Origin of the sequence: Actinoplanes sp. NPDC048988 (assembly GCF_043197815.1) — a bacterium.
Taxonomy (GTDB): domain Bacteria; phylum Actinomycetota; class Actinomycetes; order Mycobacteriales; family Micromonosporaceae; genus Actinoplanes.
In genome coordinates this window covers 79,923-104,890 of the sequence record NZ_JBICTW010000005.1, presented here as the reverse complement: position 1 = coordinate 104,890, position 24,968 = coordinate 79,923, and the positions used below count along the sequence as shown (strand labels likewise).

Annotated in this window: 23 protein-coding genes; 6 read left to right on the top strand and 17 right to left on the bottom strand. The window is 72.9% G+C overall.

From position 1 onward, the window contains the following. Window positions 1-156 precede the first annotated feature (156 nt). From ACGFJ7_RS18340 to ACGFJ7_RS18330, 3 genes are read left to right on the top strand one after another with little or no spacing between them, the layout of a single operon-like run. Window positions 157-765: a muconolactone Delta-isomerase family protein gene (locus tag ACGFJ7_RS18340; RefSeq protein WP_360250310.1), complete on the top strand. Its 609-nt coding sequence runs from the start codon at window positions 157-159 to the stop codon at window positions 763-765. Beyond that, on the top strand, window positions 762-2,189 hold the full coding sequence (locus ACGFJ7_RS18335; RefSeq protein WP_392642797.1) for a DHA2 family efflux MFS transporter permease subunit: 1,428 nt from the start codon (window positions 762-764) through the stop codon (window positions 2,187-2,189). The genes ACGFJ7_RS18340 and ACGFJ7_RS18335 overlap by 4 nt, the downstream gene beginning before the upstream one ends. Window positions 2,190-2,197: 8 nt before the next feature. Continuing rightward, window positions 2,198-2,908 (top strand): SDR family oxidoreductase, encoded by a 711-nt coding sequence (locus ACGFJ7_RS18330; protein WP_360250304.1) that lies wholly within the window; start codon window positions 2,198-2,200, stop codon window positions 2,906-2,908. On the opposite strand, the gene ACGFJ7_RS18325 is transcribed toward ACGFJ7_RS18330, so the two are convergent. The 9 genes from ACGFJ7_RS18325 to ACGFJ7_RS18285 all read right to left on the bottom strand — a co-directional run bounded on the left by ACGFJ7_RS18325 (window position 2,898) and on the right by ACGFJ7_RS18285 (window position 13,184). After that, window positions 2,898-5,606: an AAA family ATPase gene (locus tag ACGFJ7_RS18325; RefSeq protein WP_392642796.1), complete on the bottom strand. Its 2,709-nt coding sequence runs from the start codon at window positions 5,604-5,606 to the stop codon at window positions 2,898-2,900. The genes ACGFJ7_RS18330 and ACGFJ7_RS18325 overlap by 11 nt on opposite strands. Then, window positions 5,603-5,890 carry a helix-turn-helix transcriptional regulator gene (locus tag ACGFJ7_RS18320; RefSeq protein WP_360250299.1) on the bottom strand — a complete coding sequence of 96 codons (288 nt, stop codon included), beginning with the start codon at window positions 5,888-5,890 and terminating at the stop codon, window positions 5,603-5,605. The genes ACGFJ7_RS18325 and ACGFJ7_RS18320 overlap by 4 nt, the downstream gene beginning before the upstream one ends. Further along, window positions 5,794-7,941 carry a hypothetical protein gene (locus ACGFJ7_RS18315; RefSeq protein WP_392642795.1) on the bottom strand — a complete coding sequence of 716 codons (2,148 nt, stop codon included), beginning with the start codon at window positions 7,939-7,941 and terminating at the stop codon, window positions 5,794-5,796. Before ACGFJ7_RS18315 ends, ACGFJ7_RS18320 begins: the two co-directional genes overlap by 97 nt. Next, a complete protein-coding gene (locus ACGFJ7_RS18310) occupies window positions 7,823-8,377 on the bottom strand; it encodes a hypothetical protein (RefSeq protein ID WP_392642794.1) in 555 nt (184 codons plus the stop codon). The genes ACGFJ7_RS18315 and ACGFJ7_RS18310 overlap by 119 nt, the downstream gene beginning before the upstream one ends. 81 nt (window positions 8,378-8,458) lie before the next feature. Then, window positions 8,459-10,000, bottom strand: coding sequence for a PP2C family protein-serine/threonine phosphatase (locus ACGFJ7_RS18305; protein ID WP_392642793.1), 1,542 nt, complete (start codon window positions 9,998-10,000; stop codon window positions 8,459-8,461). Further along, entirely contained in the window at window positions 9,997-10,296 is a 300-nt protein-coding gene (locus ACGFJ7_RS18300; protein ID WP_392642792.1) for an STAS domain-containing protein, read from the bottom strand. Before ACGFJ7_RS18300 ends, ACGFJ7_RS18305 begins: the two co-directional genes overlap by 4 nt. Then, window positions 10,293-10,703: an ATP-binding protein gene (locus tag ACGFJ7_RS18295; protein ID WP_360250287.1), complete on the bottom strand. Its 411-nt coding sequence runs from the start codon at window positions 10,701-10,703 to the stop codon at window positions 10,293-10,295. The genes ACGFJ7_RS18300 and ACGFJ7_RS18295 overlap by 4 nt, the downstream gene beginning before the upstream one ends. 11 nt (window positions 10,704-10,714) lie before the next feature. Beyond that, window positions 10,715-12,352, bottom strand: a complete 1,638-nt coding sequence (locus ACGFJ7_RS18290; RefSeq protein WP_392642791.1) for an alpha-amylase family glycosyl hydrolase — start codon at window positions 12,350-12,352, stop codon at window positions 10,715-10,717. Window positions 12,353-12,482: 130 nt separating this feature from the next. Further along, entirely contained in the window at window positions 12,483-13,184 is a 702-nt protein-coding gene (locus ACGFJ7_RS18285; protein ID WP_392642790.1) for an alpha/beta fold hydrolase, read from the bottom strand. 198 nt (window positions 13,185-13,382) lie between these two features. Between ACGFJ7_RS18285 and ACGFJ7_RS18280 the strand changes: the two genes are divergently transcribed. Next, window positions 13,383-14,018, top strand: coding sequence for an isochorismatase family protein (locus tag ACGFJ7_RS18280; protein WP_360250278.1), 636 nt, complete (start codon window positions 13,383-13,385; stop codon window positions 14,016-14,018). Between the two features lie 23 nt (window positions 14,019-14,041). Here ACGFJ7_RS18280 and ACGFJ7_RS18275 read toward each other — a convergent pair whose 3' ends face one another. From ACGFJ7_RS18275 to araB, 6 genes are all read right to left on the bottom strand, one after another. After that, window positions 14,042-14,995, bottom strand: a complete 954-nt coding sequence (locus ACGFJ7_RS18275) for an alpha/beta hydrolase (RefSeq protein ID WP_360250275.1) — start codon at window positions 14,993-14,995, stop codon at window positions 14,042-14,044. A 60-nt stretch (window positions 14,996-15,055) separates the two neighbouring features. After that, window positions 15,056-16,078, bottom strand: coding sequence for a hypothetical protein (locus tag ACGFJ7_RS18270; RefSeq protein ID WP_392642789.1), 1,023 nt, complete (start codon window positions 16,076-16,078; stop codon window positions 15,056-15,058). A 28-nt stretch (window positions 16,079-16,106) separates the two neighbouring features. Beyond that, window positions 16,107-16,955 carry an oxygenase MpaB family protein gene (locus ACGFJ7_RS18265; protein ID WP_392642788.1) on the bottom strand — a complete coding sequence of 283 codons (849 nt, stop codon included), beginning with the start codon at window positions 16,953-16,955 and terminating at the stop codon, window positions 16,107-16,109. A gap of 113 nt (window positions 16,956-17,068) precedes the next feature. After that, window positions 17,069-18,547, bottom strand: a complete 1,479-nt coding sequence (gene araA / locus ACGFJ7_RS18260) for an L-arabinose isomerase (protein ID WP_392642787.1) — start codon at window positions 18,545-18,547, stop codon at window positions 17,069-17,071. Then, a complete protein-coding gene (locus ACGFJ7_RS18255) occupies window positions 18,544-19,230 on the bottom strand; it encodes an L-ribulose-5-phosphate 4-epimerase (protein ID WP_360250263.1) in 687 nt (228 codons plus the stop codon). The genes araA and ACGFJ7_RS18255 overlap by 4 nt, the downstream gene beginning before the upstream one ends. Further along, complete coding sequence (gene araB / locus ACGFJ7_RS18250; RefSeq protein ID WP_392642786.1) at window positions 19,227-20,858, bottom strand: ribulokinase; 1,632 nt, start codon at window positions 20,856-20,858, stop codon at window positions 19,227-19,229. Before araB ends, ACGFJ7_RS18255 begins: the two co-directional genes overlap by 4 nt. A 174-nt stretch (window positions 20,859-21,032) precedes the next feature. Here araB and ACGFJ7_RS18245 point away from each other — a divergent pair, with 174 nt between their 5' ends. Beyond that, window positions 21,033-21,413, top strand: a complete 381-nt coding sequence (locus tag ACGFJ7_RS18245; RefSeq protein WP_360250257.1) for a DUF2255 family protein — start codon at window positions 21,033-21,035, stop codon at window positions 21,411-21,413. Here the strand turns inward: ACGFJ7_RS18245 and ACGFJ7_RS18240 are convergent. Both ACGFJ7_RS18240 and ACGFJ7_RS18235 read right to left on the bottom strand, forming a co-directional pair. Next, a complete protein-coding gene (locus ACGFJ7_RS18240) occupies window positions 21,377-22,222 on the bottom strand; it encodes an excalibur calcium-binding domain-containing protein (RefSeq protein ID WP_392642785.1) in 846 nt (281 codons plus the stop codon). The two genes, ACGFJ7_RS18245 and ACGFJ7_RS18240, sit on opposite strands and share 37 nt — an antisense overlap. 170 nt (window positions 22,223-22,392) lie before the next feature. After that, a complete protein-coding gene (locus tag ACGFJ7_RS18235) occupies window positions 22,393-23,703 on the bottom strand; it encodes a BTAD domain-containing putative transcriptional regulator (protein WP_392642784.1) in 1,311 nt (436 codons plus the stop codon). A gap of 628 nt (window positions 23,704-24,331) precedes the next feature. Here ACGFJ7_RS18235 and ACGFJ7_RS18230 point away from each other — a divergent pair. Further along, window positions 24,332-24,904 (top strand): hypothetical protein, encoded by a 573-nt coding sequence (locus ACGFJ7_RS18230; RefSeq protein ID WP_392642783.1) that lies wholly within the window; start codon window positions 24,332-24,334, stop codon window positions 24,902-24,904. Window positions 24,905-24,968: the final 64 nt, after the last annotated feature.

The window sequence follows — 24,968 nt, the reverse complement described above, 5'->3', positions numbered from 1 at the left end:
GCCCACTCCTCCTGCGTTGGTGGACCGAGCCTGCCGCCCCGCGGCGCCGGGACACACCGGTGAGACTCCCTGGGCACGCGGGGCCAGGGAGTGCCACGGGTCCCACGGACCGGTTGCCTGACGGAGGGTGGAACACAGCACGACGAGGGGAGCGACATGGAATTCCTGGTCACGATGACCACCAGGGTGCCGGCCGGCACCACCGAGGACGAGGTGGCCGACATGCGGGCCCGGGAAGCGGCGAACACCGCCCGGCTCGCGGCTCAGGGGCAGATCCGGCGGCTGTGGCGGCCGCCGCTGGGCCCGGGGGAGTGGCGCTCGATCGGGCTGTTCGCGGCCGATGACCCGGACGAGCTGGAGGCCGCGCTGGCCAGGATGCCGTTGCGGGTGTGGCGTACCGACGAGGTGACGCCGCTGACGGCGTTCCCCAACGACCCGGGGGCGGGGCGGGTGCCGCTCCAGCCGGGTGCCCGGGAGTTCCTGGTCAACTTCACCATCCAGGTTCCCGAGGGTACGCGCCGGGAGGCGGCCGAGGAGCGATTCGAGCAGGAGGCCGCGCAGACCCGGCGGCTGGCCGGCGAGGGACGGCTCGTACGGCTGTGGACCGCGCCCGGCGGCCGGGGGGTGGGCCTGTGGCAGGCCAGCGGCGAGGACCAGATGCGGCACCTGCTCGGGTCGCTGCCGCTCGCGGACTGGCTGACCACCGAGACGGTGCCGCTGACCCCGCACCCCAGCGATCCGGCCACCCTGGCGGCGGCGCGGTGATCGCGCTGCGCGGCCCGGCCGGCCGGGCGCTGATCGCCGCGACCGTGCTCGCCTCGGCGGTCGGCTTCATCGACGCGTACATGATCAATGTGGCGATTCCGGCCATCGGCGAGGACCTGGGCGCGAGCGTGAGCGAGCTCCAATGGGTGCTGACCGGCTATCTGGTGACGGTGGCGTCGCTGCTGCTGCTGTCCGGGGCGCTGGCCGACCACTTCGGCCGCCGGCGGGTGCTCGCGGCCGGGCTGCTCGTCATGCTGGCCGCCTCGCTCGCCTGCGCCGCCGCCCCGAACGTGGGGACGCTGATCGCGGCCCGGGTCGTGCAGGGCGCGGGCGGGGCGCTGGTCGTGCCGAGCAGCCTGGCCCTGCTCAACGGCACGCTGCGCGGCCCGGACCGGGCCCGGGGCATCGGGATCTGGGCCGGCGTCTCCACGCTCGGCACCACCCTGGGCCCGTACGGCGGTGGGTGGCTCGTCGACCACGCGTCCTGGCGCTACGTCTTCCTGCTCAACGTGCCACTCATCCTGGCCGCGCTCGTGCTGCTGCGCCTCGTGCCCGATGTGGACACCGGACGGCGGCCGCTGAGCGTGGACGTGGCCGGCGCGCTGCTGGCGGTGGCCGGCCTGGGCGGGGTCATCTACGCCCTCACCGCGGGCGCCGAGCGCGGCTGGGCGAGCGGGCCCGTCCTGGCCTCGGCGGTCCTCGGGGTGGCCTGCCTGGCCGCGCTGGTGCCGGTCGAACGGCGGTTGCCGCGGCCCATGCTGCGGCCCGAACTGTTCCGGTCACGGCCGTTCGACGCCATCAACGCGGCGACCGTGCTGTTCTACGGCGCTCTGGGTGCGGTGAGCTACCTGGTGATCCTGCAATGCCAGCTCCAGCTCGGCTACAGCGCGACCGAGGCCGGCGCCGCCCTCATCCCCGAGTCGGCCGTCTTCCTGCTGGTGTCGCCGTTCGTCGGTGGCCTGGTGGCCCGGGTCGGCACCCGCTGGCCGATGGCCGGCGGCATCCTGATCGTCGCGGCCGGCTTCGCCTGGCTCTCGGCCGCGAGCCCCGGACAGCCGTACACCCAGGCGATCCTGCCCGGCGCGCTGCTGTTCGGCCTCGGGCTCGGCCTGGCCGTCGCGCCGCTCACGGCCGGGGTGCTGGCCGCCGTGGACGACGGCGACCTGGGCGAGGCCTCGGCCGTCAACGACGCCGCGTCCCGGGTCGGCGGAGTCGTGCTGGTGGCGCTCGTGCCGCTGCTGCTCGGCGCCCGCGGCGCCACCGACCTCACGCGGCCGCTGGCCGACAACTACCAGTTCGCGATGCTCGTGCTGGCCGGGGTGACCGCCACCGCGGCCGTCCTCACCGCCGTCTTCGTGCCCAGCCGCCGGGCCACCCAGCAACCGCTCGCCCCCAATCCGCGCCTGCAAGCCTGCGCCGTCTAGGAGGACTCATGAGAACTCTCGACCAGAGCACCGTCGTCGTCATCGGCGGCACCTCCGGCATCGGGCTGGAGACGGCCCGCCAGGCCCGCGCGGCCGGCGCGAACGTCATCGTCACCGGCCGCGACGAGGGCCGCCTCAAGGAGGTCGGCGGCGAACTCGGGGTGACCGCCGTCCGGCTCGACCTGGCCGACCTGGACGGCTTCTTCGACACGCTGCCCACGCCCCTCGACCACGTGCTGCTCAGCGGCCCCGGCCCGGCCTACGCGCCGATCGCCGAGATGGACTTCGCGGTGGCCCGTGAGCAGATCGACGATCATCTCGTCGGCGCCCTGCGGGTCGCCCGCGAGACCGCGGCCCGGGCCCGGTCGGGTGGTTCCCTCACCCTCATCACCGGTACCGGCGCCCGCCGCCCCGGCAAGGGACTGATCCTGGCCGCCATCGGGACCGCGGCGCTGTCGGCCATCACGGCCAACGCGGCCCTGGAACTGGCCCCGCTGCGGGTCAACGCGGTCGCCGCCGGCTTCGTCGACACGCCGCTGTCGGCCCGCCTGCTCGGCGACCAGCTCGAGGCGCGCCGGGCCGAACTACGGGCGAGTCTGCCGATCGGCCGGGTCGTCGGCCCCGGCGACGTGGCCGCGCTGATCCTCCAGCTGATGAGCAACGACGCCCTGACCGGCGCCACCTACGACGTGGACGGCGGCCAGCAGCTCATTCCGTGACGTCGCCGGCCGGCAGGACGTCGCGCAGTTGACGGCGGGAGTCGATGCCCAGCTTCCCGAAGATCTTGCGCAGATGCCATTCGACGGTACGGGGGCTCAGGAACAGCCGTTCGCCGACCTCCGGGTTGGAGTAGCCGTCGCGGGCCAGCAGGGCGATCTGACGCTCCTGGGCGGTCAGTTCCTCGCCGGCCGCCGCCGGGGCGGCCCGGCGGCGGACCGCCTCGCCGGTGGCCAGCAACTCCCGGCGGGCGCGCTCGGCGAAGGCCTCCATGCCGATGGCCACGAACATCTCGTACGCGGTGTGCAGGTGCTCGCGGGCCTCGAGCCGCTGCCGGCGCCGCCGCAGCCATTCGCCGAACACGAGATGGGCCCGGGCCAGCTCGGTACGCAGCGGGGTGCGTTCCAGCCGCTCGACCGCCTCCCGGTAAAGCGCCTCGGCCTCCGGCCCGTCGGCCATCAGCGCCCGGCTGCGGGCCTCGACGCCGCCGGCGAAGTCGGTGGCGAACGGTGCGGTCGCCTCGACCAGCCGGTCGAGCGCCTCCCGGGCGATCTCCGCCTCCCCGGACCGCGACGCCGCCTCGACGAGCTCCGGCAGAAGCCACGTCGACAGACCGGGCTCGGCCAGGTACGTGGTGGACCGCGCGGCCCGCACCGCCTCCGGGTAACGGGCCAGCCCGTTGTAGAGCACAGCGGCCGCCCACTGCCCGGCCGTGACACCCATGCCCAGGCCGGCGGCGGCCGAGCTCTCGACGGTGGCCGCGACCAGCGCCGTGGTCTCCGGCTCCCGCCCGCGCAGGGACAGCAGCCGCAGCTGCGCGTACGGGGGCAGGGGAATGCCGCTGGCGGCGGCGACGGCGTCGGCCTCCGCGATGAAGGCGGCCGTCGCCTCGAAGTCACCCGTCCACGAGCTGGCGTAGCCGACCACGGTCAGCAGGTACGGCAGCTCCCGCAGCGCGTAGGCGTCGCGCACGATCCGGGTCCAGCGCTCGGACGTCTCCCGCATGGCCACGTCGTCCCAGACGGCGGCGTTGACCCCGGTCGCCACCCAGCCCCAGCGCAGCACGTCCGCCGGGGGAAGCTCGGTGAGCGCGGCGGCGGCCCGGCGCAGCACGTCGGCCGCGGCCGCCCGGCCGTCGGTCACGAGCAGCGTGTAGCCCTCCAGCAGCAGGTCGAGCGGGCCGGGGTCGGCCGGTGGGGTGAGGCGCCGGACGGCCCGCGACACCGCGAGCAGGGCCTCCGGATCGGCGACGCTGACGGCGATGCCGTACGCGGTCAGGTAGATCTCGCGGGCCAGCCGAGGATCGACCGCCTCCAACTGCCGGGCGGCTTGGACGGTGCGGGCGGTGGCATCCGCGCCGCGACCGGAGGCGAAGGCCACCTGGCCGTGCAACACGCCGGCCCGGCCCGACTGAAGGCCGTCGAGCGGCCGGCCGCGCAGCGCGCTCAACATCCGGCCGACGTCCTCGAGATCGCCGGCCTGGAAACTCGCCTCGGCCGCGGCCAGAATCCGGTCGGCGCGGCGGGCCGGATCGGCGGTCAGCGCCACCGCGCGCCGGAGAAAGGCGGCCGCCGCGGCGATCCCGCCGCGCGCCTGGGCCCGGCCGGCGGACTGCTCCAGTTCGGCCGCGACGGCCTCGTCGGGCCCGGGCGCGGCGGACGCGAGATGCCAGGCACGGCGGTCGGGATCGGCCGCCGGGTCGGTCACCTCGGCCAGGGCCAGATGAACGGCGCGGCGCTCGGCGGGGGACGCCGCCCGGTAGACCGCGGAACGCACCAGCGGATGCCGGAAGGTGACGCGGTGGTCGACGGCCAGCAGCCCGTCCGTGGCGTCGATGTCGAGGCCGGCGCCGAGCCGGGCGGCGGCGTCGCGCACCAGATCCGGGTCGCCCGCCGGCTCGGCCGCCGCGACCAGCAGCAGCGTGCGGGCCGGGCCGGAGAGCGCCCGGACCCGTTCCAGGAAGCTCTCCTCGATCTGGCCGGGCAGCGTCTCGGCGTCGAGCAGGTCGAAACCCCCGGCCAGCCGGGTGGTGCCGAGTCCGCGGGGGAGCTCGACCAGGGCGAGCGGGTTGCCGTGGGTCTCGGCCACTATCCGCTCGCGGACGCCGCGGTCGAGCGGCGCGTGCGTGACCGAGTCGAGCAGGTCGTGCGCGTCGGCGTCGCTGAGCCCGGTCACCTCCCGCTCGGGCAGCCCGCGCAGCTCGGGACCGGGCTGCCGGGCCGCGAACAGGATGGCGATGGACTCGGCGAGCAGCCGGCGCGCGACGAAGCCGAGAACCTGGGCCGAGGCCCGGTCCAGCCATTGGGCGTCGTCGACGGCGCAGATCAGCGGCTGTTCCTCCGAGACACCGGAGAGCAGGTCGAGGGTGGCCAAACCGACCAGGAACGGATCGGGCGGCGCGCCCGCACGCATGCGAAAGACGGTCTCGAGCGCCTCGCGCCGCGGCGCCGGAAGTCGCGGGAGCCGGTCGAGCAGGGGCAGAAGCAACTGGTGCAGGGCGGCGAAAGGCAGCTCCATCTCCGACTCGACCCCGATCGCGCGGAGGACCCGGAACCCGGTGGCGGCCCTCTCGGCGTACTCGAGGATGACGGTTTTGCCGATGCCCGCGGCGCCCCGCACCACAAGCACGCGGCTCTCACCCGCCCGAACGGCGGCGATCATCTCTTCGAGCACGGCGCGCTCAGCGGCCCGGTCGATCACACGGACACCTCGTTCGCGGCGCCGGGCAGAACGTCACGCAGCTGGCGCCGGGACTCGATGCCCAGCTTGCCGAAGACCTTCCGGAGGTGCCATTCGACGGTACGGGGACTCAGGAAAAGCCGCTCGCCGACCTCCGAGTTGGAGTAGCCGTCGCGGACGAGCAGGGCGATCTGGCGCTCCTGGGCGGTCAGGTCCTCGCCGGCGGCCGGTCGATCCGCACGCCGGCGTACCGTCTCGCCGGTGGCGAGCAGCTCGCGCCGGGCGCGCTCGGCGAAGGCCTCCATGCCGACGGCCACGAGCATGTCGTACGCGACGCGCAGCTCCGCCCGGGCCTCGACCCGCTTGTGGTGGCGGCGTAGCCACTCGCCGTACAGCAGGTGAGCGCGCGCCAGTTCGGTCCGCAGCTTCGTCCGTCCCAGCCGGTCGATCGCCTCGCGGTAGAGGCGGTCAGCCTCGTCGCCCTCGGCGAGCAGGGCTGATTGCGGGCCTGAAGGCCTCGCGGGAAATCGCCGTCGAACGGCGCCGTGGTCTCGACCAGCCGCTCCAGAGCGGCCCGGGCCACGCCGAGCTCGCCGGCCCGGCCGGCCGCCTCGATCAGCTCGGGCAGGATCCAGATGGAGTGCCAGGGATCGTGCTTCTCCCCGGCCTCGACGGCGTAGCGCATCGCCTCGGGGTACCGGGCCAGGCCGTTGTAGAGGATCGCGGCCGACCATCGGGCGGCGGTCATGCCCGCGCCGACACCGGCGGCGGCCGAGGCGCGCAGCGTGTCGGCGACGAGGCCGGCCGTCTCGGCCTCGCGTCCCTGAAGGGCCCGCAACCGCATGATGATGTACGGCGGGGGTGCGGCCCGGCGGGTCGCCTCCGAGATGGTGCGGCCCTCGTCGTACGTGGCCTCGGCTTCCTCGAAATCGCCGGCCCAGAGCAGGGCGTGGCCGAGAGCGATCAGGTTTTCCGGCAGGCTCTGCAGCGCGCCCGCCTCCCGCACGAGCCGAACCTGGCGGGCCGCCATCGTGCCCAGTCCCTCCATGTCCCAGACGCCGACGAAGGCGGCGGTCGAGGCCCGGCCCCAGCCGACCACGTCGGCCAGCGGCATGTCGAGGATGGCCCCCGCCGCCCGGTGCAGCATCGGCGCGGCGGCGGCGCGGCCGTCGGTCACCATGCGGGCCACGGCGTCCACGATGAGGTCGAGCGGGTCGTCCCCGCCGGGAGGCAGCACCTCGAGGGCGTTGCGCGAGACCGCCAGCAGCAGGTCCGGGTCGGCGGCGACGTTCGCCATGGCCCACGCGTGCAGAAACGTCTGGCGCGCCAGTCGCGGCTGCGGACCGGCGAACCGCTCGGCGGCGCTCAGCAGCAACGGTACGGCCGCGGCGGGCCCACCGCCGGAGGCATAGGTGAGCTGGGCCCGCAGCACACCGGCGCGGCCCTCGTCCACCGCGTCGAGTGGCCGGGCCCGGACGGCGGCGACCAACCGGCGCACGTCGGCGAACTCGCCGGCCCGCAGCGCGGCCTCGGCGGCGGCGAGCATCCGGCCCGTACGGCGTGGGGCGTCGGCGCTCAGGGCCACCGCGCGCTGCAGGAACGCGGCCGCCGCGGCCACCCCGCCGCGCGCCTGGGCCCGGCCGGCGGAACGCTCGAGCTCGGCCGCGACCTCCTCGTCCGGACCGGAAGCGGCGGCGGCGAGATGCCAGGCGCGCCGATCCGGCGCGGCCGACGGGTCGGTGGCCTCGGCCAGGGCGAGGTGCACGGCCCGCCGCTGCTCGGCGTCGGCGGCGCGGTACACCGCCGAGCGCACCAGGGGATGGCGGAAGGTGACCCGGTCGCCGATGGTGAGCAGCCCGTCGGCCCGGTCGGCCGCGAGGGGAACGCCGAGCCGGGCGGCGGCCCGGCCGACCAGGGCGGGATCGCCGGCGGGTTCCGCGGCCGCCAGCAACAGCAGCAGACGGATCGGCGCGGGCAGCTCGGCGGCGCGGGCGAGGAAGCTCTCCTCGATCTGGCCGGGCAGCGCCCCGGCGTCCAGCAGCCCGAGCCCACCGGCCATCCGGGTCGCGGACAGCCCGCGCGGCAGTTCGATGAGGGCGAGCGGGTTGCCCTGTGTCTCGGCCACGATCCGCTGGCGGATGCTCCGGTCGAGCGGGGCGTGTGTGACCGAGCCGAGCAGGAGGTGCGCGTCCGCCTCGGGCAGGCCGGTGACTTCCAGCTCGGGCAGGTCCCGCAAGTCAGGGCCGGGCGTGCGGGCGGAGAACAGCAGCAGGATCGACTCGGCCAGCAGGCGCCGGGCGACGAAGCCGAGTACCTGCGCCGACGCCTGGTCGAGCCATTGCCCGTCGTCGACCACGCCAGAGCAGAGGGCCGCGCTCGGACGCGTCCGACAGGAGGTTGAGGACGGCCACACCCACCAGGAGCGGGTCGGGCGCGGGGCCCTCTCGCATCCGGAAGACGACCTCGAGCGCGGCGCGGCGCGGCCCCGGCAGCTCGGCCAGGCCGTCCAGCAGCGGCAGCAGCAGCTGATGAAGGGCCGCGAACGCCAGCTCCATGTCGGACTCGACGCCGGTCGTACTCAGCACGCGAAGTCCGGTGGCGGTCGTCCGCGCGTAGTCCAGGAGAGCGGTTTTGCCTATCCCGGCGCCTCCGCGCAGGACGAGCACGCGGCTCTGGCCGAGGCCGACCGCCTGGACCATGTCGTCGATGGCGGCGCGTTCCACCTTCCGGTCGACGAGTGCGGTGCCGGTCGTCCCCGGCCGCCCGCCACGTCCGTAACGCTCTTGCCGCACGAGCTCTCCCCGGGCTGAGCAGGCCTGACGCGATGACGCATCAGTCTTGACCATCCGCCGAGCGGCGACCTATGACCTACATCACCCTTTCTGGGGTGCGGTGCCGAAGGTGACGTGCAGGACGACGGCGTCGTCTATGGCGGGGCCGTCGTGCGGGATGCGGCCGAGCAGGGTCTCGGTGAGGTCGGTGGTGGACGCGCGGGCGACCGTGGCGGCGAGGCGGTCCAGGCTGGTGCGCAGGGATTCGCCGCGGCGTTCCACCAGGCCGTCGGTGTAGAGGAGCAGGTGCGCGCCCGGGGGAACGATCCGCTCGGCCTGCGGGCGGGCCCGCGGCTCGACCGCCAAGGGCATCGAGCGGCCCTCCCACAGGAACTCGCCGCCGCCCGGCGTCATCAGCAACGGGGGCGGGTGGCCGGCGCAGGCGTAGCGGAGGCGGCGCGTGGCCGGGTGGTAGTCGGCGTACGCCACCGTGCACATGTGGGCGCCCTCGATGACCATGCTGGCCTTGTCGAGGCCGGTCAGGACCTCGGCCGGGCCGGAGGCGGTCTGGGCCAGCAGGCGCAGGGACGACTGGAGGCGGGCCATGGCCGCGGCGGCGGCCAGGTTGTGGCCGACCACGTCGCCGACGGCGAAGCCGATGCGGTCGCCGGGGACGTCGAAGACGTCGTACCAGTCGCCGCCGACGTGGTGGGTCAGGTCGGCCGGGCGGTAGCCGGCGCTCACCGTGATGCCGGGCGGCGCCGGGGCGACCGCCGGCAGCAGGGCCTGTTGCAGCTGGTGGGCGGCGCTGACCGCGCGGTCGCGTTCGGTGACGCCGACCGTGAGGAAGCAGGCGCCGAGGATGGCCACCGCCAGGAACAGTTGCAAGGTGGCCGTCTTGATCTCGATCGGGCCGTCGAGGGCCGCCCACGGGCCCCGGCCGGCGCCGGTCAGGGTGTTCGCGGTGACGGTCATGGCCAGGCCCGAAATCATCGTCACGGCCAGCGGCTGGGTGAAGCCGAGCCAGAACAGCAGCGGGATCGGCAGGTAGAACAGCGGCAGGTGCTGGGGCCAGAAACCGACGGCGGTGACGGCCACGGTGACCAGGACGGCCGGTACGCAACGGGTCAGCCACGAGCGGCGCCAGGCCAGGACCGTGCCGGCGACGGTCAGGGCACCGGTGGCGTCGCCGGCCCAGAAGGGCAGGAACGAGGAGAGCCAGCCGCGGTCCTGGGCCAGGGCGATGGTGGTGCCGCCGACCAGGGCGCCCACGGCCGGGCCGGCGGCCACGCCGAAGGCCAGGAAGGCCAGCAGGTGCGGGCGCTGGGCGAGGTCGATCCGGCCGGGCACGGCGCGGCGCAGCAGCAGCGCGCCGACCAGGGGTTCGAGGGTGTTGGCGGCGGCGAAGCCCAGGGCGTACCCCGGATCGAGGCCGTGCCCGGCGTCGATCAGCAGCTCGAGGACGGCGACCGTGCCGAGGATCCACGGCCATTCGCGGTGGGGGGTGAGCAGCAGGGCCGACAGCGTGACGCCGGCGGGCAGGAAGAGGACGACGATCGAGTCGGCGTCGAAGACGACGAAGGCCATCTGGGCGCCGATCGTGTACGCGACGGCCACGACCAGCAGCAGGCGCAACCTCGTCATGAGAACAGGGGGAGTACGCCTGTGATCTCCAGTGTGGTCCGGGCGATGCCGTGGACGTTCACCAGTTCGAGGCGCGCGCCCTGCGCGACGGCCGTCGCGCGGGCCCGGATCAGCGCCTCGATGCCGGTGGAGTCGCAGAACGCGACGCCGTCCATATCGACCAGGACGCGGGCCGGGTGGGTGGTGGCCAGCGCCTGTTCGATGTACGAGCGCACCTCGTCGCTGCTGGCCAGGTCGAGTTCCCCGGTGAGCGCGACCCGGACGGCGTCACCGTCCTGCCGTCCGATGATCTTCACTTGGGGTTCTCCTGCCAGGGTGCGGCCACGGCCGGCCGGAACTCGACGTGGACCCGTTTGCCGTCACCCTCGTCGGCCACGTACCACCGCTCGGTCAGCGCGTCGAGCAGCAGCAGGCCGCGCCCGCCGCGGTCGTCCGGCTCGCGGCGCCGGGGAACGACGGCCGAGGAGTCGGCCACCGACAGGGTCACCCGAGTGGCGTACGCGTCGAGGGCGATCGCGACCAGGGTGCCGCCACCGTGCTGCACCGCGTTCGTGACCACCTCGCTCACCACGACGGCGACCGCGTCGAGCCAGCCGCCGTCGGTGAAACCCCACTGGCGCAGGCACGTCACGACACGGTGACGCGCCTCGCCGGGTGCCTGCGGGCCGACCTCGACGTCGAACTCGAGGCTGCGCTGAGCCATGGGTCAGGACGCTACCTCAGATCGACGGAGTTCGGCGTCACCCAGACCGCCGTATCGGCCGGCAGCTCGACGATGCCGTCGCGCTCCTGGACACCGGTCCGGTCCGAGGCGAGCAGCACCCGCCGGGCGGGCACGAACGCGGCCGACCCGCTCATGTTGATCCAGCAGGTGACCGGGTCGGGGTCGCCGTCGCGGGCCACCAGGTCGACCCGGATGACGTCGCCGACGCGCGAGACCGCGCCCAGCCCGGAGCCGAGCGCCGGGTAGAGCGACCGCATCGAGATCGCCTGCCGGTAGAGCGAGAGCGTCGAGGATGCGTCGGCCGCCTGGCGGTTGACGGCGTGATCCCGCCAGCCGTCCGGGATCGGCAGCCACGGCGCGGCGCTGCCGGCCGCGGAGAAGCCGGCCAGCGCGTCGTGGTCGTCCCACGGCATCGGCACCCGGCAACCGTCGCGACCGGCCCGAGCGCCCCCGGAGCGGAAGAAGATCGGGTCCTTCTTGGCGGCGTCGGGGACCTCGGCCTCGGGCAGGCCCAGCTCCTCGCCGGCGTAGAGATAGGCCGACCCGGGCAGGGCGAGCATCAGCAGGGCGGCGGCGCGGGCCCGGCGCAGGGAACCGTACCGGGTGACCTGCCGTGCCTTGTCGTGGTTGCCGAGCACCCAGGGCGCGGGCGCGCCGACCGACGCGAAGACGGTGAGCGCCTCGGCGATCGTGTCGGCGAACGCCGTCGCGTCCCACTTGCTCTTGAGCAGCCGGAACTGGAACGCGTGCTGGAGCTCGTCCGGCCGCGCGTACAACCCGACCTGCTTCAGATCGGCGAGGGAGACCTCGCCGACCAGCATCCGCCCGTTCTCGTACGAGTCGCCGACCGCCCGCCAGCGGCGCCAGATCTCGTGGATCCGGGGCTGGTTGGTGGTCATGACCTGCTCGGGCCCGTGCCCGAACAGGGTGGGGGAGTAGACGCCGGGGTTGTCGCGGTATTGCGGGTCCTTGAACAGCCCGTAGGCGACGTCCACCCGGAACCCGTCGACTCCCAGGTCGTACCAGAACCGCAACGTCTCGTCGAAGTCGTCGGCGACCTCGGGGTTGTCCCAATTGAGGTCCGGCTGCTCGGGCGTGAACAGATGCAGATACCAACGGCCGTCGGGCGTACGGGACCAGGCCGACCCGCCGAACATGCTCTGCCAGTTGTTGGGCGGCTCCTCGCTCGCCGGCCGGAAGTGGTAGCGCGCCGCCTCCGGGCTGTCCGGGTCGGCGAGGGCCGTGCGGAACCAGGCGTGCTGGTCGCTGGTGTGGTTGGGCACGATGTCGAGCAGCACCTTGAGGCCCAGGCCGTGCGCGTCCTCGACCAGGCCGCGGACGTCCTCGACGTCGCCGTACACGGGGTCGACGGCCTTGTAGTCGATGACGTCGTAGCCGCCGTCGGCGCCGCCCGACGGGTAGTGCGGGGTCACCCACACCGCGTCGACGCCGAGTGACTTCAGGTAGCCGAGCCGCGAGCGCAGGCCGGCGAAGTCGCCGATCCCGTCGCCGTTCCCGTCGGCGAACGACCGCAGGTAGACCTGGTAGACGACGGCGTCGCGCCACCAGGCGTCCCGGGCGGGGCCGGCCTGCGTGTCGCGGGGGAAGAGGATCGGCTCTGCTGACATGCCCCGCTTGATCGGCCGGGACGGGGCCGCGCGGCAGGGTCGCACCGGACCGCAACCCAGTTGCAGCCGGCGCTCTGTGAAACAGAAAGGGAGTGCGGCGCGCGGCCGCACTCCCCTTTCTGTTCGCCGCTTACGCGGACGCGGCTTCCTTGATGAGCTCGACCAGCTGGGCCGCCTCGGGGATGGCCACGGTGTGCGAGCCGCCGGCCAGCTCGACGGTCCGCTTGGAGCCGGCCCGCTCGGCCATGAAACGGTGGGCGGCGACCGGGATGTTGAGGTCGTCGCTGCCGAACAGGAACCACGACGGGATCGTCTTCCACGCGGCCTGGGCCGACTTCTCGTTCAGCGCGGCGTCGGTGATCGGCCGCTGGGTGACGGCCCAGACGGCGGCGTCCTCGGCCGGCGAGTCGGCGGCGAACTGGTGGTGGTACAGGTCCTGCTTGATGTACAGGTCGGTGCCGCCGTCGGGCAGGGCGACCGGGTTCAGGGTCTCGCCCAGCGAGCTGCCCGGGAACTTGCCGGCCAGGTCACCGGCGCTCTCGCCCGCGTCCGGGGCGAACGCGCCGACGTACACCAGGGCCTTGACGTTGGGGTTGCCCTCGGCGGCGTTGGTGATGACCATGCCGCCGTACGAGTGGCCGACCAGCACGACGTCACCCTCGACGGAGGCGAGCGTGGCCTTGAGGTACCCGGCGTCGTTGCTGACGCCGCGCAGCGGGTTGGCCAGGGCGATCGCCGGGAAGCCGGCCGCGCGCAGGCCCTCGACGACCCCGTTCCAGCTCGCCGACTCGGCGAACGCGCCGTGCACCAGCACGATGGTGGGCTTGCTCATGATTCCCCCAGATGAATCGAATCTCTCGCGTTGTCCCCTCGATCCTGCGGGCTGGACGCCGTGCTGGCATCAGTCGGTCGACTGAGCTGTCGGCATCGCTCGTGCGATTGCTGTGAGGCAGGCGACACGCTTTTACTGTACGGCCGGTCATTAGCGAGCTACGTTAATGAACAGCTGTTCATTAGTGAGGAGTCAACGATGAATCTCGAGCCCCTGTCCCCGGCCGACAGCACGGTCGTCCTGGTCGACTACGCGATCGGCTTCGCCAACCTGCTGCGCTCGCACGACCTGCGGGAGCACATCAACAACACGGTCGGCCTGGCCACGACGGCGAAGCTCTACGGCGCCGGGCTGGTCGTCACCAACGGCGAGAGCTCCAAGCCCTCCGGCCCGCTCTACCCGGAACTGCTGGCCGCGCTCGGCGACCAGCCGGTGATCGAGCGCAAGACGGCGTTCAACTCGTTCCTCGACCCGGCGTTCGCGGCGGCGGTCGAGGCGACCGGCCGGCGGCGGCTGCTGATCGGCGGCATCGCCACCGACGGGTGCGTCCTGCAGACCGCGCTGGGCGCGGTCCGGGCGGGCTACGAGACGTACGTGGTCGCCGACGCCTCCGCCTCGCTGAGCAAGGAGGCGCACGACATCGCGATCCAGCGCATGGCGATGGCCGGGATCGTGCCGGTCACGTGGTGGTCGGTGGCGGCCGAGTTCCAGCTCGACCCGCGCTTCGCCGACTCCCCGAACCGGGTGAAGCTGATGAACGACTTCCAGCCGGCCATGACGATGAGCGGCCGGACGTTCTTCAACGGGGTCGCGCAGGCCCCCGCCGCCGGCTGACGGCGGGAGCCCGGGCCGTCGTCTCAGGCGAACGCGAGCTTGAGCATCGCGATCGCCTGGGCCACCGCGGCCCGCGTGGCGTGGGTCGGGCTGAGCGGGTTGAGCATCATGAAATCGTGGTGGATGCCGTCGTACCGCACGGTCGTCACCGCGACCCCGGCCTCGCGCAGCTTGCCCGCGTACAGTTCGCCCTCGTCGCGCAGCACGTCCGCCTCGTCCACGATGACGAACGCCGGCGGCAGCCCCGCCAGCTCGTCCAGGGCGGCGTTCAGGGGCGAGGCGTACTTGCCGGCGCGCTGGGCCGGGTCGGTGGTGTACGCGTCCCAGAACCACGCCATGCTCCTGGCTGTGAGGAACGGCCCGTCGGCGTACTCGGTGTAGGACGGGGTGTCCTGCGCCGCGCTCGTCACCGGGTAGTACATCGACTGGTGGACGAAGGTGACATCGCCGCGGTCCTTGGCCATCAGGGCCAGGGCCGCGGTCATGTTGCCGCCGACCGAGTCGCCGGCCACGGCCAGGCGCGAGGCGTCCAGGCCCTTCGAGGCGCCCTCGGCCACGATCCAGCGGGCGGTGGCGTAGCCCTGCTCGATGGCGACGGGGAAGCGCGCCTCGGGCGAGCGGTCGTACTCGACGAAGACGACGGCGGCGTTCGCGCCGACGGCCAGCTCACGGACGAGCCGGTCGTGGGTGCCCGCGTTGCCGAGAATCCAGCCACCGCCGTGCATGTAGAGCACGACCGGCAGGGTGCCGGTGGCGCCGGCCGGCTTGACGACGCGTACCCGGACGTCACCCACCTCGGCCGGGACGGTGATCCACTCGTCGTCGACCGGCAGCATGTCGATCGGCGCGGCCTGGATGTCGTCGAGCACCTTGCGGGCGCCGTCGGGCCCGAGCTCGAAGAGGAACGGCGGCTTGCTCGTGCTGTCGGCGATCTGCTGGGCTTCGGGTTCGAGAACGAGACGGGGTTCGGTAGTCATGCCTCCAGGCTCGCCGCGGGCCCGCTCCGGAGCATGAGTCGGTCGACCGGTGGCGGCGGGCTAGAACCTGAGAGTGGTGTGGCCGGCTGGGCCGGCCGGGCGGGTGGGTACGCGCCGGCCGTCGCCGGTGAAGAGGGTTCCGGCGCCGGTCAGTTTCAGGTCCACGGTGCTCAGAGACTTCGGGTTGGGGATGTCGACGGCGTAGGTGACCGGGATCGTCGTCTCGGTGACCGTCAAGGTGTCGCGGATCGGGTGGGCGCCGTTCACCTCGAAGTCGCGGCCCAGATCCAGCTCGACACGCCAGCCGTTCAGGTCGGCCGGGTTCGAGTCGCCGCGGACCTGCGTCTTCAGCACCAGCCAGGCGTGGCCGTCCTTGGCCCAGCCGCGCTTGGCGTCGTACGCGCCGAGGGTGGCGTCGATCTCGAAGGTGGTGAGGTAGGCGCTCAGCGGCGTCACCCGGCCGGCGCCCGGCCCGACCAGTGTGGCCTTGGCGGTTCGCAGCGGGTAGTAGGCGTCCGGGCTGTGCCCGCCGCGTTTCCCGGTGCGCAGGCTCAGCGTCTGCGTCCGGCCGAGGTCGGTCACCGTCAGCGCCGGGTCGGCGCCGGCGGAAATGTTGACGACCAGGACGTCGCCCATCTTCGTGAAGCCGCCCAGGCGTTCGACCGTCCGGGCGGCGCCGTCCAGCTGAAGCTTGACGACCGGATCGGGATGCTCACCGGAGTACGGCTCCCGGGTGTTCTGCCCGCCGCCGGCCACGGCGATGAGCAGTTCCCGTCCCGCGCCCGCGTTGACCCCGACGTCCGAGCTGTCCGTCAGATCGAGGTCCCACGCCTGCTTCCCGGTGAGCGCCGCCGCCACGTACACCTTGCGGAAGCGCACGCCGTACCGGGGACCGGTGATCTCGGCGCCGGTCAGGACCGGCTTCAGGCCGTCGCCCTCCAGCGCCACGTCGAGCTGCGGGCGGCTCTCGGGCGTGCTGTACGTGGCGTAGCCGGCGGCGAGGGCGGTGCTCTCCTCTTCGGGCGGTGAGCAGGCGGCCGTGCTCAGAAGCACGAGCAGGGCGGCGCAGATCCGTCGTCTCATGATCGGGCAGATTAATCGAAGGTCGTGTCTACGAGGGTCCCAGGTCGGAGATCTCGTAGCCGCGCGGGTAGCCGGGATAGGTGCGGTTGTGCGGTGACGCGCCGAGGACCGACTCCCGGCGAGGCGGAAGGAACCGCAGGGCGCCGGCCCGTGCGCGCAGGCCGGCGCCGGCGGCGGCGGTGACCCAGCGTGGGGCGGGGCCGAAGCCGAAGGCGCGCAGCATCGGCTCGTCGAGCAGGCCGCGGACGCCGAGGCGGGCGGCGGGGCGCAGGAACGGCGGGAACCAGGCGGCGAACAGGTTCACCGTGTACTCGCCGATCTCGCGGTTCGTGTCGGTGTAGCGGAAGTGCTCGTCCTCGTACGACCGCTTGAAGCTCCGGAAATCGCCGAAGGCGGGCGGGATGTCGCGGATACCCATCCGCCGGCCGACCTCGCGGTAATAGAAGAAGGCGGCCAGGCGCTCGTTGTCGTGCAGCGGGCGCCAGCCGTAGCGGTCGAGCCAGTCGATCGGGTCGTACACGAACGTGGACAGAACGTAGAGCATGTCGTCGTTGGTGATGGCATAGCGCCCGTGGGCCCGGTTGACGACTCGCAGCGCTTCCTTGCCGCGTGGGGAGTCGTACCCGTGCGCGGCCATCTCGGCCATCAGCAGCGCGGTGTCGTCGTAGCGGCGCTGGGGCCGGTCGCGGAACTCGCCGGTGGCGGCCAGCAGGCGCGAGATGCTGGGCACGCAGTACGTACGGAACAGGGCGAACTCCAGCGCCCGCGTGTAGTCCCACGGGAACTCCAAGCCGGCCGAGATCTGGTAGATCTCGAGGTGGTCACGCTCGGGGTCGAGGGCGGCGATCCGGTGCGCCCGCTCGTATCGACGGCTCACGCGCGTCAGCGTAACGCCGGTCCGCGAAGCCCGGCCACGCTGATCTCGACCGGGTACGGCGGCACGAGCGAGATTCAGCGTGACATCATCGGCAAACCTGCGGGCTGGAGGCCTTACAGGGGACGGGACAGGCGGTAGTACGCCGAGTTCCACCGGACGCGGTCGGTGAAGTCGTGCGTCGTGGTGTTCTCGTCGATCAGCAACAGCTCCGTCCGGAGCATCGTCGCGAAATCGCGCAGGGTCTCGGCCGAGGCCGACTGGGTCAGGACGGTGTGGTGCGGGCCGCCCGCGGTCAGCCAGCACTCGGCCGACGTGGACAGCGACGGCGCGGGCTTCCACACGGCCCGGGCCACCGGCAGCGCCGGCAGCGGCTCGTCGGGGGTGGTCACCTCGACCGCGTTCGCCACCAGGCGGAACCGGTCGCCCATGTCGACCAGGCCGATCACGGTGCCGGGGCCGGGCGCGGCGTCGAAGACCAGGCGTACGGGGTCCTCGCGGCCGCCGATGCCCAGCGGGTGGATCTCGACCCGCGGCCGGGCGGCGGCGATCGACGGGCACACCTCGAGCATGTGGGCGCCGAGGATCTTCGGCTCGCCCGGCCCGAAGTGGTAGGTGTAGTCCTCCATGAACGAGGCGGCCCCGCCCATGGCCTTCACCGCGGCCAGCAGGGCGGACGTCTTCCAGTCGCCCTCACCGCCGAAGCCGTACCCGTCGGCCATCAACCGCTGGACCGCGAGGCCCGGCAGCTGCCGCAGCCCGCCCAGGTCCTCGAAGTTCGTGGTGAACGCGCCGAAGCCACCCTCGGTGAGGAACTGCCGCAGCCCGGCCTCGATCCGGGCCGCGTACCGCAGCGACTCGTGCCGGTCGCCGCCCCGGGCCAGCTCCGGCGCCAGCTCGTAGAGGTCGGCGTACTCGGCCACCAGCGCGTCGACGGTCTCGGGCGCGGCCGCGTCCACCACAGCGACGAGGTCGTTCACCCCGTACGTGTTGACCGAGACGCCGAAGCGCAGTTCGGCCTCGACCTTGTCGCCCTCGGTGACCGCGACGTCCCGCATGTTGTCGCCGAAGCGGGCCAGCCGCAGCGTCCGCAGATGCTGATAGCCGGCGGCGGCCCGGATCCAGGCGTCGACCCGCTCGATGACCGAGGGGTCGCCGGCGTAACCGGCGACCGTCTTGCGCGGCACGCCGAGGCGGGCCTGGATGAAGCCGAACTCCCGGTCGCCGTGCGCGGCCTGGTTCAGGTTCATGAAGTCCATGTCGATGGTGGCCCACGGCAGCGACCGGTTGTGCTGCGTGTGCAGGTGCAGCAGCGGCTTGCGCAGCGTGTCCAGCCCGGTGATCCACATTTTGGCCGGGGAGAACGTGTGCATCCACGCGATGACGCCGATGACCGACGGATCGGCGTTGGCCTCGAGCATGGTCTGGCGGATCGCGGCCGAGTCGGTCAGCACCGGCTTGCCGACGATCTCGACGGTGAGCCCGCCGGCCACCAGCAGCTGCTGGATGTCGGCCGACTGGGCGGCGACCTGCTCGAGGGTTTCCGGGCCGTAGAGGTGCTGGCTGCCGGTCAGGAACCAGATCTGGGGTTTCATTCGACGGGCTCCTGTCCGTAGACGTTCTGGTAGCGCTCGTAGAGCGAGTCGACGTGGTGTTGCTCGATCGGCAGGGGCGTACCGAGCTGCCGGGAGAGGTGGACCGTGCGAGCCACGTCCTCGCACATCACGGCCGCCTTGACCGCGTTGCGGGCGGACGAGCCGATGGTGAAGACGCCGTGGTTGCGCATGAGGACGGCGGGGGAGCGGTGGCCACGCAGCGTCTCGACGATGCCGCGGCCGATCGAGTCGTCGCCGATCAGCGCGAACGGCCCGACCGGGATCTCACCGCCGAACTCGTCGGCGATCATCGTGAGGACACAGGGGATCGCCTCGCCGCGGGCGGCCCACGCCGTGGCGTACGTCGAATGGGTGTGCACCACGCCCCGCACGTGGGGCATGTGCTTGTAGACGTAGGCGTGCGCGGCGGTGTCGGAGGAGGGGCTGAGCTCGCCGTCGACCAGTTCACCCTCGAGGTCGGTGACGACCATCGCCTCCGGCGTGATTTTGTCGTACGAGACCCCGGACGGCTTGATGACGAGCAGATCGCGGCCCGGAACGCGGGCCGAGACGTTGCCCGCGGTCCACACCACGAGCTGGTTGCGGGGGAGTTCGGCGTGCAGCTCGGCGACCTGCGCGCGTAGTTCCGCGATGGTGTCGCGGACGTCGGTCGTGACGGTCATCGGTTGTCCCACGCCTTCCGCTGAATGGCCCGCAGGCGGCGCATCACCTTGCTGCCGCCGCGGCCGAAGTAGTCGTGCAGCGCCGAATACTCGGCGTACAGCTCGTCGTAGACCGCCGCGGCGGCCGGATCGGGTTGGTACACAGCGCTTTCCACCCGGCCCATCGACTCGGCGGCCGTGCGCACGTCCGGGAAGCAGCCGGCGGCGGTGGCGGCGTGGATGGCCGAGCCCAGCGCGGGCCCCTGGTCGGAGCCGATGACCGAGAGCGGCATGTTCAGCACATCCGCGTAGATCTGCATGAGCAGGCGGTTCTTGATCAGGCCGCCGGCCGCGATGAACTCGCGTACGGGAACGCCGGCGTCGTTGAAGGTCTCGACGATCTTCCGCGTGCCGAAGGCGGTCGCCTCGATGAGCGCCCGGTAGACGTCCTCCGGCCTGGTGGCCAGGGTCTCGCCGATCAGCAGGCCGGACAGCTCGTGGTCGACCAGGACGGACCGGTTGCCGTTGTGCCAGTCGAGCGCGATCAGGCCGTGCTGGCCCGGCCGCTGAGCCGCCGCCCGTTCGGTGAGCAGCGCGTGGGTCCACTCGTCGCCGAGCCGGTCGACGTAGTGCCCGAAGATGTCGCCGACGCCGCTCTGCCCGGCCTCGTAGCCCCACAGCCCGGCCACGATGCCGCCGTCGACGACCCCGCACATGCCGGGCACCTCGCGGATCTCGTCGCCGTTCATGACGTGGCAGGTCGAGGTGCCCATGATGGCCACCATCCGTCCCGGGTCGAGGGCGCGGGCGGCGGCACTGGTCACGTGCGCGTCCACGTTGCCGACGGCCACGGCGATCCCGGCCGGCAGGCCGGTCCAGGCGGCGGCCTCGGCGGACAGGGCGCCCGCCTTCCGGCCGAGCTCGCCGATGGGCTGGTCGAGCTTGCCGGCCACGAAGTCGGCGAAGCCGGGGTTCAGGGCGGCGAGGAAGTCGGCCGAGGGATAGGCGCCGTCCTGGCGGATGCCCTTGTAGCCGGCCGTGCAGGCGTTGCGCACGTAGCTGCCGGTGAGCTGCCAGACGATCCAGTCGGCGGCCTCGACCCAGCGGGTCATCGCCGCGTACGCCTCGGGGTCCTCCTCGAGGATCTGCAGGGCCTTGGCGAACTCCCACTCCGAGGAGATGAGGCCGCCGTAGCGGGGGAGCCACGCCTCGCCGCGTTCCGCGGCGAGGGCGTTGATGCGGTCGGCTTGCGGCTGGGCGGCGTGATGCTTCCAGAGCTTGACGTACGCGTGTGGGCGGCTCACCCACTCCGGAAGCTCGTTGAGCGGGGTGCCGTCGTCGAGCGTGGGGACCATCGTGCACGCGGTGAAGTCGGTGCCGATGCCGACCACGTCGGCCGGATCGATCCCGGCCGCCTCGACGGCGGCGGGGACGGCGTGCTTGAGGACGTCGACGTAGTCCGAGGGCACCTGCAGCGCCCAGTCGGGACCGAGCGGCGTGCCGTCGGGCAGCGCCTCGGTGAGCACGGCGTGCTTGTAGTCGTGCACCGCGGAGCCGAGCTCGGCGCCGTCCGGCACGCGGACGACGACCGCCCGGCCGGACAGGGTGCCGAAGTCGACCCCGACGGTGTAACGCGGGTGATCGGGCATGAGGGGGAGCACCTCCACGAGGCGCGTGCTGTTAGCGATAACATCACGCGACGACGCGGCGCGAAAAGGGGAGCGCCTTGGGTCGTGTGAACGCTAACAGACGAGGACGACAAACGGTATACCCCCAGTCGTTCGACTCATCCCGGCCGCCGGGACCGGAAGCACGCTGATCGCATGTCTTCACTGCTCGAGTACCTGCGCGACACCGACACGGTCATCATCGAGGCCGACGGCCACCGGACGCCGATCTGGGCGGTCGAGGCGGGCGGCACCGGGTACATCCGCTCCTCGCACGGCACGACGTCCGCCTGGTACAAGCGGGTCGCGGCGGCCGGCACGCTGACGTTCGTGACCCCGGACGGCCCGATCCCGGTGACGGTCAGCCTGGCCGCCGACGAGCACACCAGGGAGCTGGTCGACCGCGCCTACCAGGCCAAGTACGGCGACCAGCCCCGATTCCTGCCGATGCTCCTCGCACCGCCCGCCCGCTCCACGACGATGCGCGTCGCCGACCGTCGTTACTCGCAGACGACCCCGTCGCCGTCCCGGTCCTGATACCAGTCGTACTCCGGGTCCTGGCCCTCGTAATACGGTCCGTAGCCGGCGGCCTTCGCCTTGGTGCAGCTGGAATAGCGGGGGTCGGTGCCGCCGCCGCTGTCGCTGTCGTCGCCGGGCTCCTCGGCGGGCGGCTCCTCGTCGCCGCCGCCCTGCTCGCAGGCGACGCCGTCCTTGTCACGGTCGAGGGCCTTGCGGTATCCGGGTTGGCCCTTGCGCAGCGGGCCGGGGGCGTCCTCGCAGGTGGCGTAGTACACGGCCTTCGTGGTGCTGGGCTTGGCGGCCGGCTTCGTGGTCGGCTTTGCCGCGGGCTTCGTGGCCGGCGCTACGGTGACCGGCTTCGTGGTCGGCGCTGCTGTGGCCGGCTCTGTGGTGGCCGGCTCTGTGGTGGCCGGCTCTGTGGTGGCCGGCTCTGTGCTCGGTACATCGGCCAGCTGTTGGGCCGCGGCCGTCCGCTCCTTGCCGGCGGGATCGCCGGAGTTCGAGTCGGGCGCGAAGACGGCGATGCCGCAGACGCAGAGCGACAGCGCGCCGATCACGCCGAGCGTCACCTTGTGCCAGGCCTTCCACCGCGACGGCGGCTTCGGCGGCTTCGGCGGCGGGAAGGCCGTCGTGGGCGGGTACGGCTCAGCTGGGCGGCCGGGCGTGCTTTCCCAGGGCTGACCGTAGGCGTCGACGGGCTGGCCGTACGCGTCCATCGGCTGCCCGTACGGCTGTCCGGGCTGGACGTATCCCGGTGGTGGCGGCTGCCGGTCCGGCGGGACGGCGTCGTTGCCTTGCCACGGATCCTGAGCTGGAGGCGGGTTCACCCGCGTGAGCATGGTGAACGCCCGCACACCGCATAACCCGCCGACCGGATGTGACGGGCGTCCATGCGTGCGGAGACGCCCTGCCTGAACGGGCGAGCCGTGCCTGCTCACCCGCCGGCCGACCGGCGAACGCGGGCCGGGCCTTCATCACCCGGCGGGGTGACCACCGCTCAGTGCGCGCAGGTGGCGATGCTGCAGAAGCGGCGGCGGCCGGTGTCGTCGAGGAACAGCCAGCCGCAGTTGGCGCCCGGGCACGAGCACACGGTGAACCGCCGGGGATCGGCGAGGAGTTCGGCGGCGGCGTTCGCGGCCGCGTGCACCGGTGTCTCCAGCCCGGCCGAGGGCGACAGCGCCCAGCGGGCCAGCCCCGAGCCGTCCCGGGTCAGGACCGACGCGCGGGCGGCGGCCTGGGCGAAACCGGCGACCGCGGCGAAAGCCCGATCGTCCCCCGGGTCGGTCAGTACGGCGTACAGAAGCGAACGAAGTCTCTTGGCCTCACGGAGAACGCCGTCGGCGGCTCGAGGGCTCCGCCGAGCGAGCCGCAACAGCGCGGACACGGTGCCCGGGCCGACCAGGCCCACCTGCTCCGACCAGGCCGCCAGCGCCGGATAGCCGCCCAGCCATTCGCCGCCCGCGCTCGGCGGTCCGCTCCAGCCCGCATAGGTGTTGCAGAACTCGAGGGCCGGATGACCGCCGACGTTCCAGGGAAGCCACTCGCCGCGCACCCGAACCGCGTAGGCCGGCGCGGGCGGCCGGTCGAGCCGCGGATCCCGCCGGGCGATCCGGCGGCGAAGCTCCCGAAGGTCAGCCCCGGGCGTCACGTCCAGACCCTTGACGGTCAGGTCATAACGATGAATGGCCTCGGCCGTACGGCCCTGCCGGTACAGGGCCGTCATCAGCAGCGCGACCAGCGCCTCGTCGGCCGGCTCCTGCGCGGCGACGGGCTCGAGAGTGGACAGTGCGCGTTCGTGCTCGCCGATGGCCAGCAGATCCTCGGCCTGCTTGCGGGTCCCGGCGAGCCACTGGCGGCGCAGAGCGGCCCCAAGGCGCTCCCGCAGCCGGTCGTCGGCGACGTCGGCGAGCAGCGGCCCACGCCACAGCCCGAGGGCGTCGTCCCAGAGGCGCACCCGCTCGACGGCGTCGGTGCCCTCGGCGGCGCGGCGGCTCCGCTCCACGAACTCGTCCACATCGAGCCGATGCCCCAGCAGGTCGACCCGATAGCCGTCGTGCCGGGTCTCGATGGTCAGCCCATGGTCACCGAGCGCGCGGCGAAGCCGCCCGACGTACGTCTGGATGGCGCCCCGCGCCGATGGCGGCGGCTCCCCGCTCCACAGAAGATCGGCGATACGCTCGGTGGCCACGACGCGCCCGCCCGCGAGCAGCAGAATCCCCAGCAGGCACCGCTCCTGCCGACGATTACCCACCGCGATCCGCAGCCCGCCGCCCCAGACCTCGAACGGCCCCAACAGCCGAAACTCCATCACATCGAACCTTATAACCAGCCCCCTCCCTCCGCCCGACCTCATCCGAACGGAATCGCCGGCCCGCGCCCGCCTTGCTGTCCCGTCGTCACCACCGTCACCTCTCGGCCTGCCTTTGCTGCCCGCCCACCGCGCCCGCCTACGGCGCCCGCTCACCGCGCGCCGTTCCCGCCGCCCGCTGTGCCGGCCGTGCCCGCCGCCCGCTCCGCCGTGCCCGCCGCCCGCTCCGCCGTGCCCGCCGCCCGCTCCGCCGTGCCCGCCGCCCGCTCCGCCGTGCCCGCCGCGCGCCTGTCGCCCGGCCGTCGTCGCTTTGCCTTCTCGCTGGGCCGTCGTCGCGTCGCTGCCGCCGCGCTCTCCAGTCCGACCGCTGTCGCTGAAGCTCGCGCCCGCCTCCGAATGCCGGATCCGTCGCGCTGCACCCGCCCGTCCGTCCGCCGCGCCCATCGCTGTGCCACGCGGTGGCACCTGCCGCCGTCAGGGGTGCTGCGAAGCCTGCCGTCCGGGCGCCGGCCTACCGGGCCGCAACTCAGGAACCTAGCCTCCTAGGATGCTCAACGGCCTGTGTGAGCGGGCTCGGCGACGGGCGTCGGCTACGCAGTGCTCCACGCCCGGCTCGCATGGTGATCGGATGGTGAGTGCTGTCCTCCAGGCTGCACCGATGCGTCGAACACTCATGACGGCCGCGACGGCCGTAGTCCTGCTGACCGGTGTCGCCTCGCCTGCCGTTGCCGGCGACTCCCCGTCTCCCGCCGTGCCCGCGGTCTCCGACAGCACCGGCTGGGTTCCCGCCCCAACGCCGCCGTTTTCGCAGGAAGCGGGGCTTACCTGCGACTTCGCGTTTCGGGCCGAGCCGGTGGTCGACGAGGTGGTGACCAAGGTTCTGCGGCGTTATCCGGACGGGGCCATCCGCTGGGACGCCTACAAGGGTGCGCTTGTCGTTCGGGTGACCAACAGCGGGAACGGCCGGTCGTACGACGCCGACGTCAGTGGCAGCGCCGTGGTCGAGCATGCCCCCGACGGGGGTGCGATCTGGAATGTCGTCGGGCCGGTTCTGCTCGGGGTGCGCGCGGGCGGTGGGAACATTCCGCGCGGGCTGTGGGTGATCGACGGGGTGTACCGGCTTCAGATCTCGGCCAGTGGCTATCGGACCGTGACCATGGTGCATGGGCGGCGGGACAACGTTTGTGATCACTTGGGCTGAGAACCGTCTCAATCGGACGCACGGTCTGGCTTTGTGGGCATCCGCGTACTTCAATGGGCGGTGT

Coding starts and splice junctions, on each gene's coding strand:
- ACGFJ7_RS18330 (WP_360250304.1), top strand. CDS start 2,198: ATGAGAACTCTCGACCAGAGCACCGTCGTCGTCATCGGCGGCACCTCC.
- ACGFJ7_RS18280 (WP_360250278.1), top strand. CDS start 13,383: ATGAATCTCGAGCCCCTGTCCCCGGCCGACAGCACGGTCGTCCTGGTC.
- ACGFJ7_RS18275 (WP_360250275.1), bottom strand. CDS start 14,995: ATGACTACCGAACCCCGTCTCGTTCTCGAACCCGAAGCCCAGCAGATC.
- ACGFJ7_RS18340 (WP_360250310.1), top strand. CDS start 157: ATGGAATTCCTGGTCACGATGACCACCAGGGTGCCGGCCGGCACCACC.
- araA (WP_392642787.1), bottom strand. CDS start 18,547: ATGAAACCCCAGATCTGGTTCCTGACCGGCAGCCAGCACCTCTACGGC.
- ACGFJ7_RS18305 (WP_392642793.1), bottom strand. CDS start 10,000: ATGACGAGGTTGCGCCTGCTGCTGGTCGTGGCCGTCGCGTACACGATC.
- ACGFJ7_RS18290 (WP_392642791.1), bottom strand. CDS start 12,352: ATGTCAGCAGAGCCGATCCTCTTCCCCCGCGACACGCAGGCCGGCCCC.
- araB (WP_392642786.1), bottom strand. CDS start 20,858: ATGCCCGATCACCCGCGTTACACCGTCGGGGTCGACTTCGGCACCCTG.
- ACGFJ7_RS18245 (WP_360250257.1), top strand. CDS start 21,033: ATGTCTTCACTGCTCGAGTACCTGCGCGACACCGACACGGTCATCATC.
- ACGFJ7_RS18270 (WP_392642789.1), bottom strand. CDS start 16,078: ATGAGACGACGGATCTGCGCCGCCCTGCTCGTGCTTCTGAGCACGGCC.
- ACGFJ7_RS18320 (WP_360250299.1), bottom strand. CDS start 5,890: ATGGAGGCCTTCGCCGAGCGCGCCCGGCGCGAGCTGCTCGCCACCGGC.
- ACGFJ7_RS18285 (WP_392642790.1), bottom strand. CDS start 13,184: ATGAGCAAGCCCACCATCGTGCTGGTGCACGGCGCGTTCGCCGAGTCG.
- ACGFJ7_RS18295 (WP_360250287.1), bottom strand. CDS start 10,703: ATGGCTCAGCGCAGCCTCGAGTTCGACGTCGAGGTCGGCCCGCAGGCA.
- ACGFJ7_RS18255 (WP_360250263.1), bottom strand. CDS start 19,230: ATGACCGTCACGACCGACGTCCGCGACACCATCGCGGAACTACGCGCG.
- ACGFJ7_RS18235 (WP_392642784.1), bottom strand. CDS start 23,703: ATGGAGTTTCGGCTGTTGGGGCCGTTCGAGGTCTGGGGCGGCGGGCTG.
- ACGFJ7_RS18230 (WP_392642783.1), top strand. CDS start 24,332: ATGGTGAGTGCTGTCCTCCAGGCTGCACCGATGCGTCGAACACTCATG.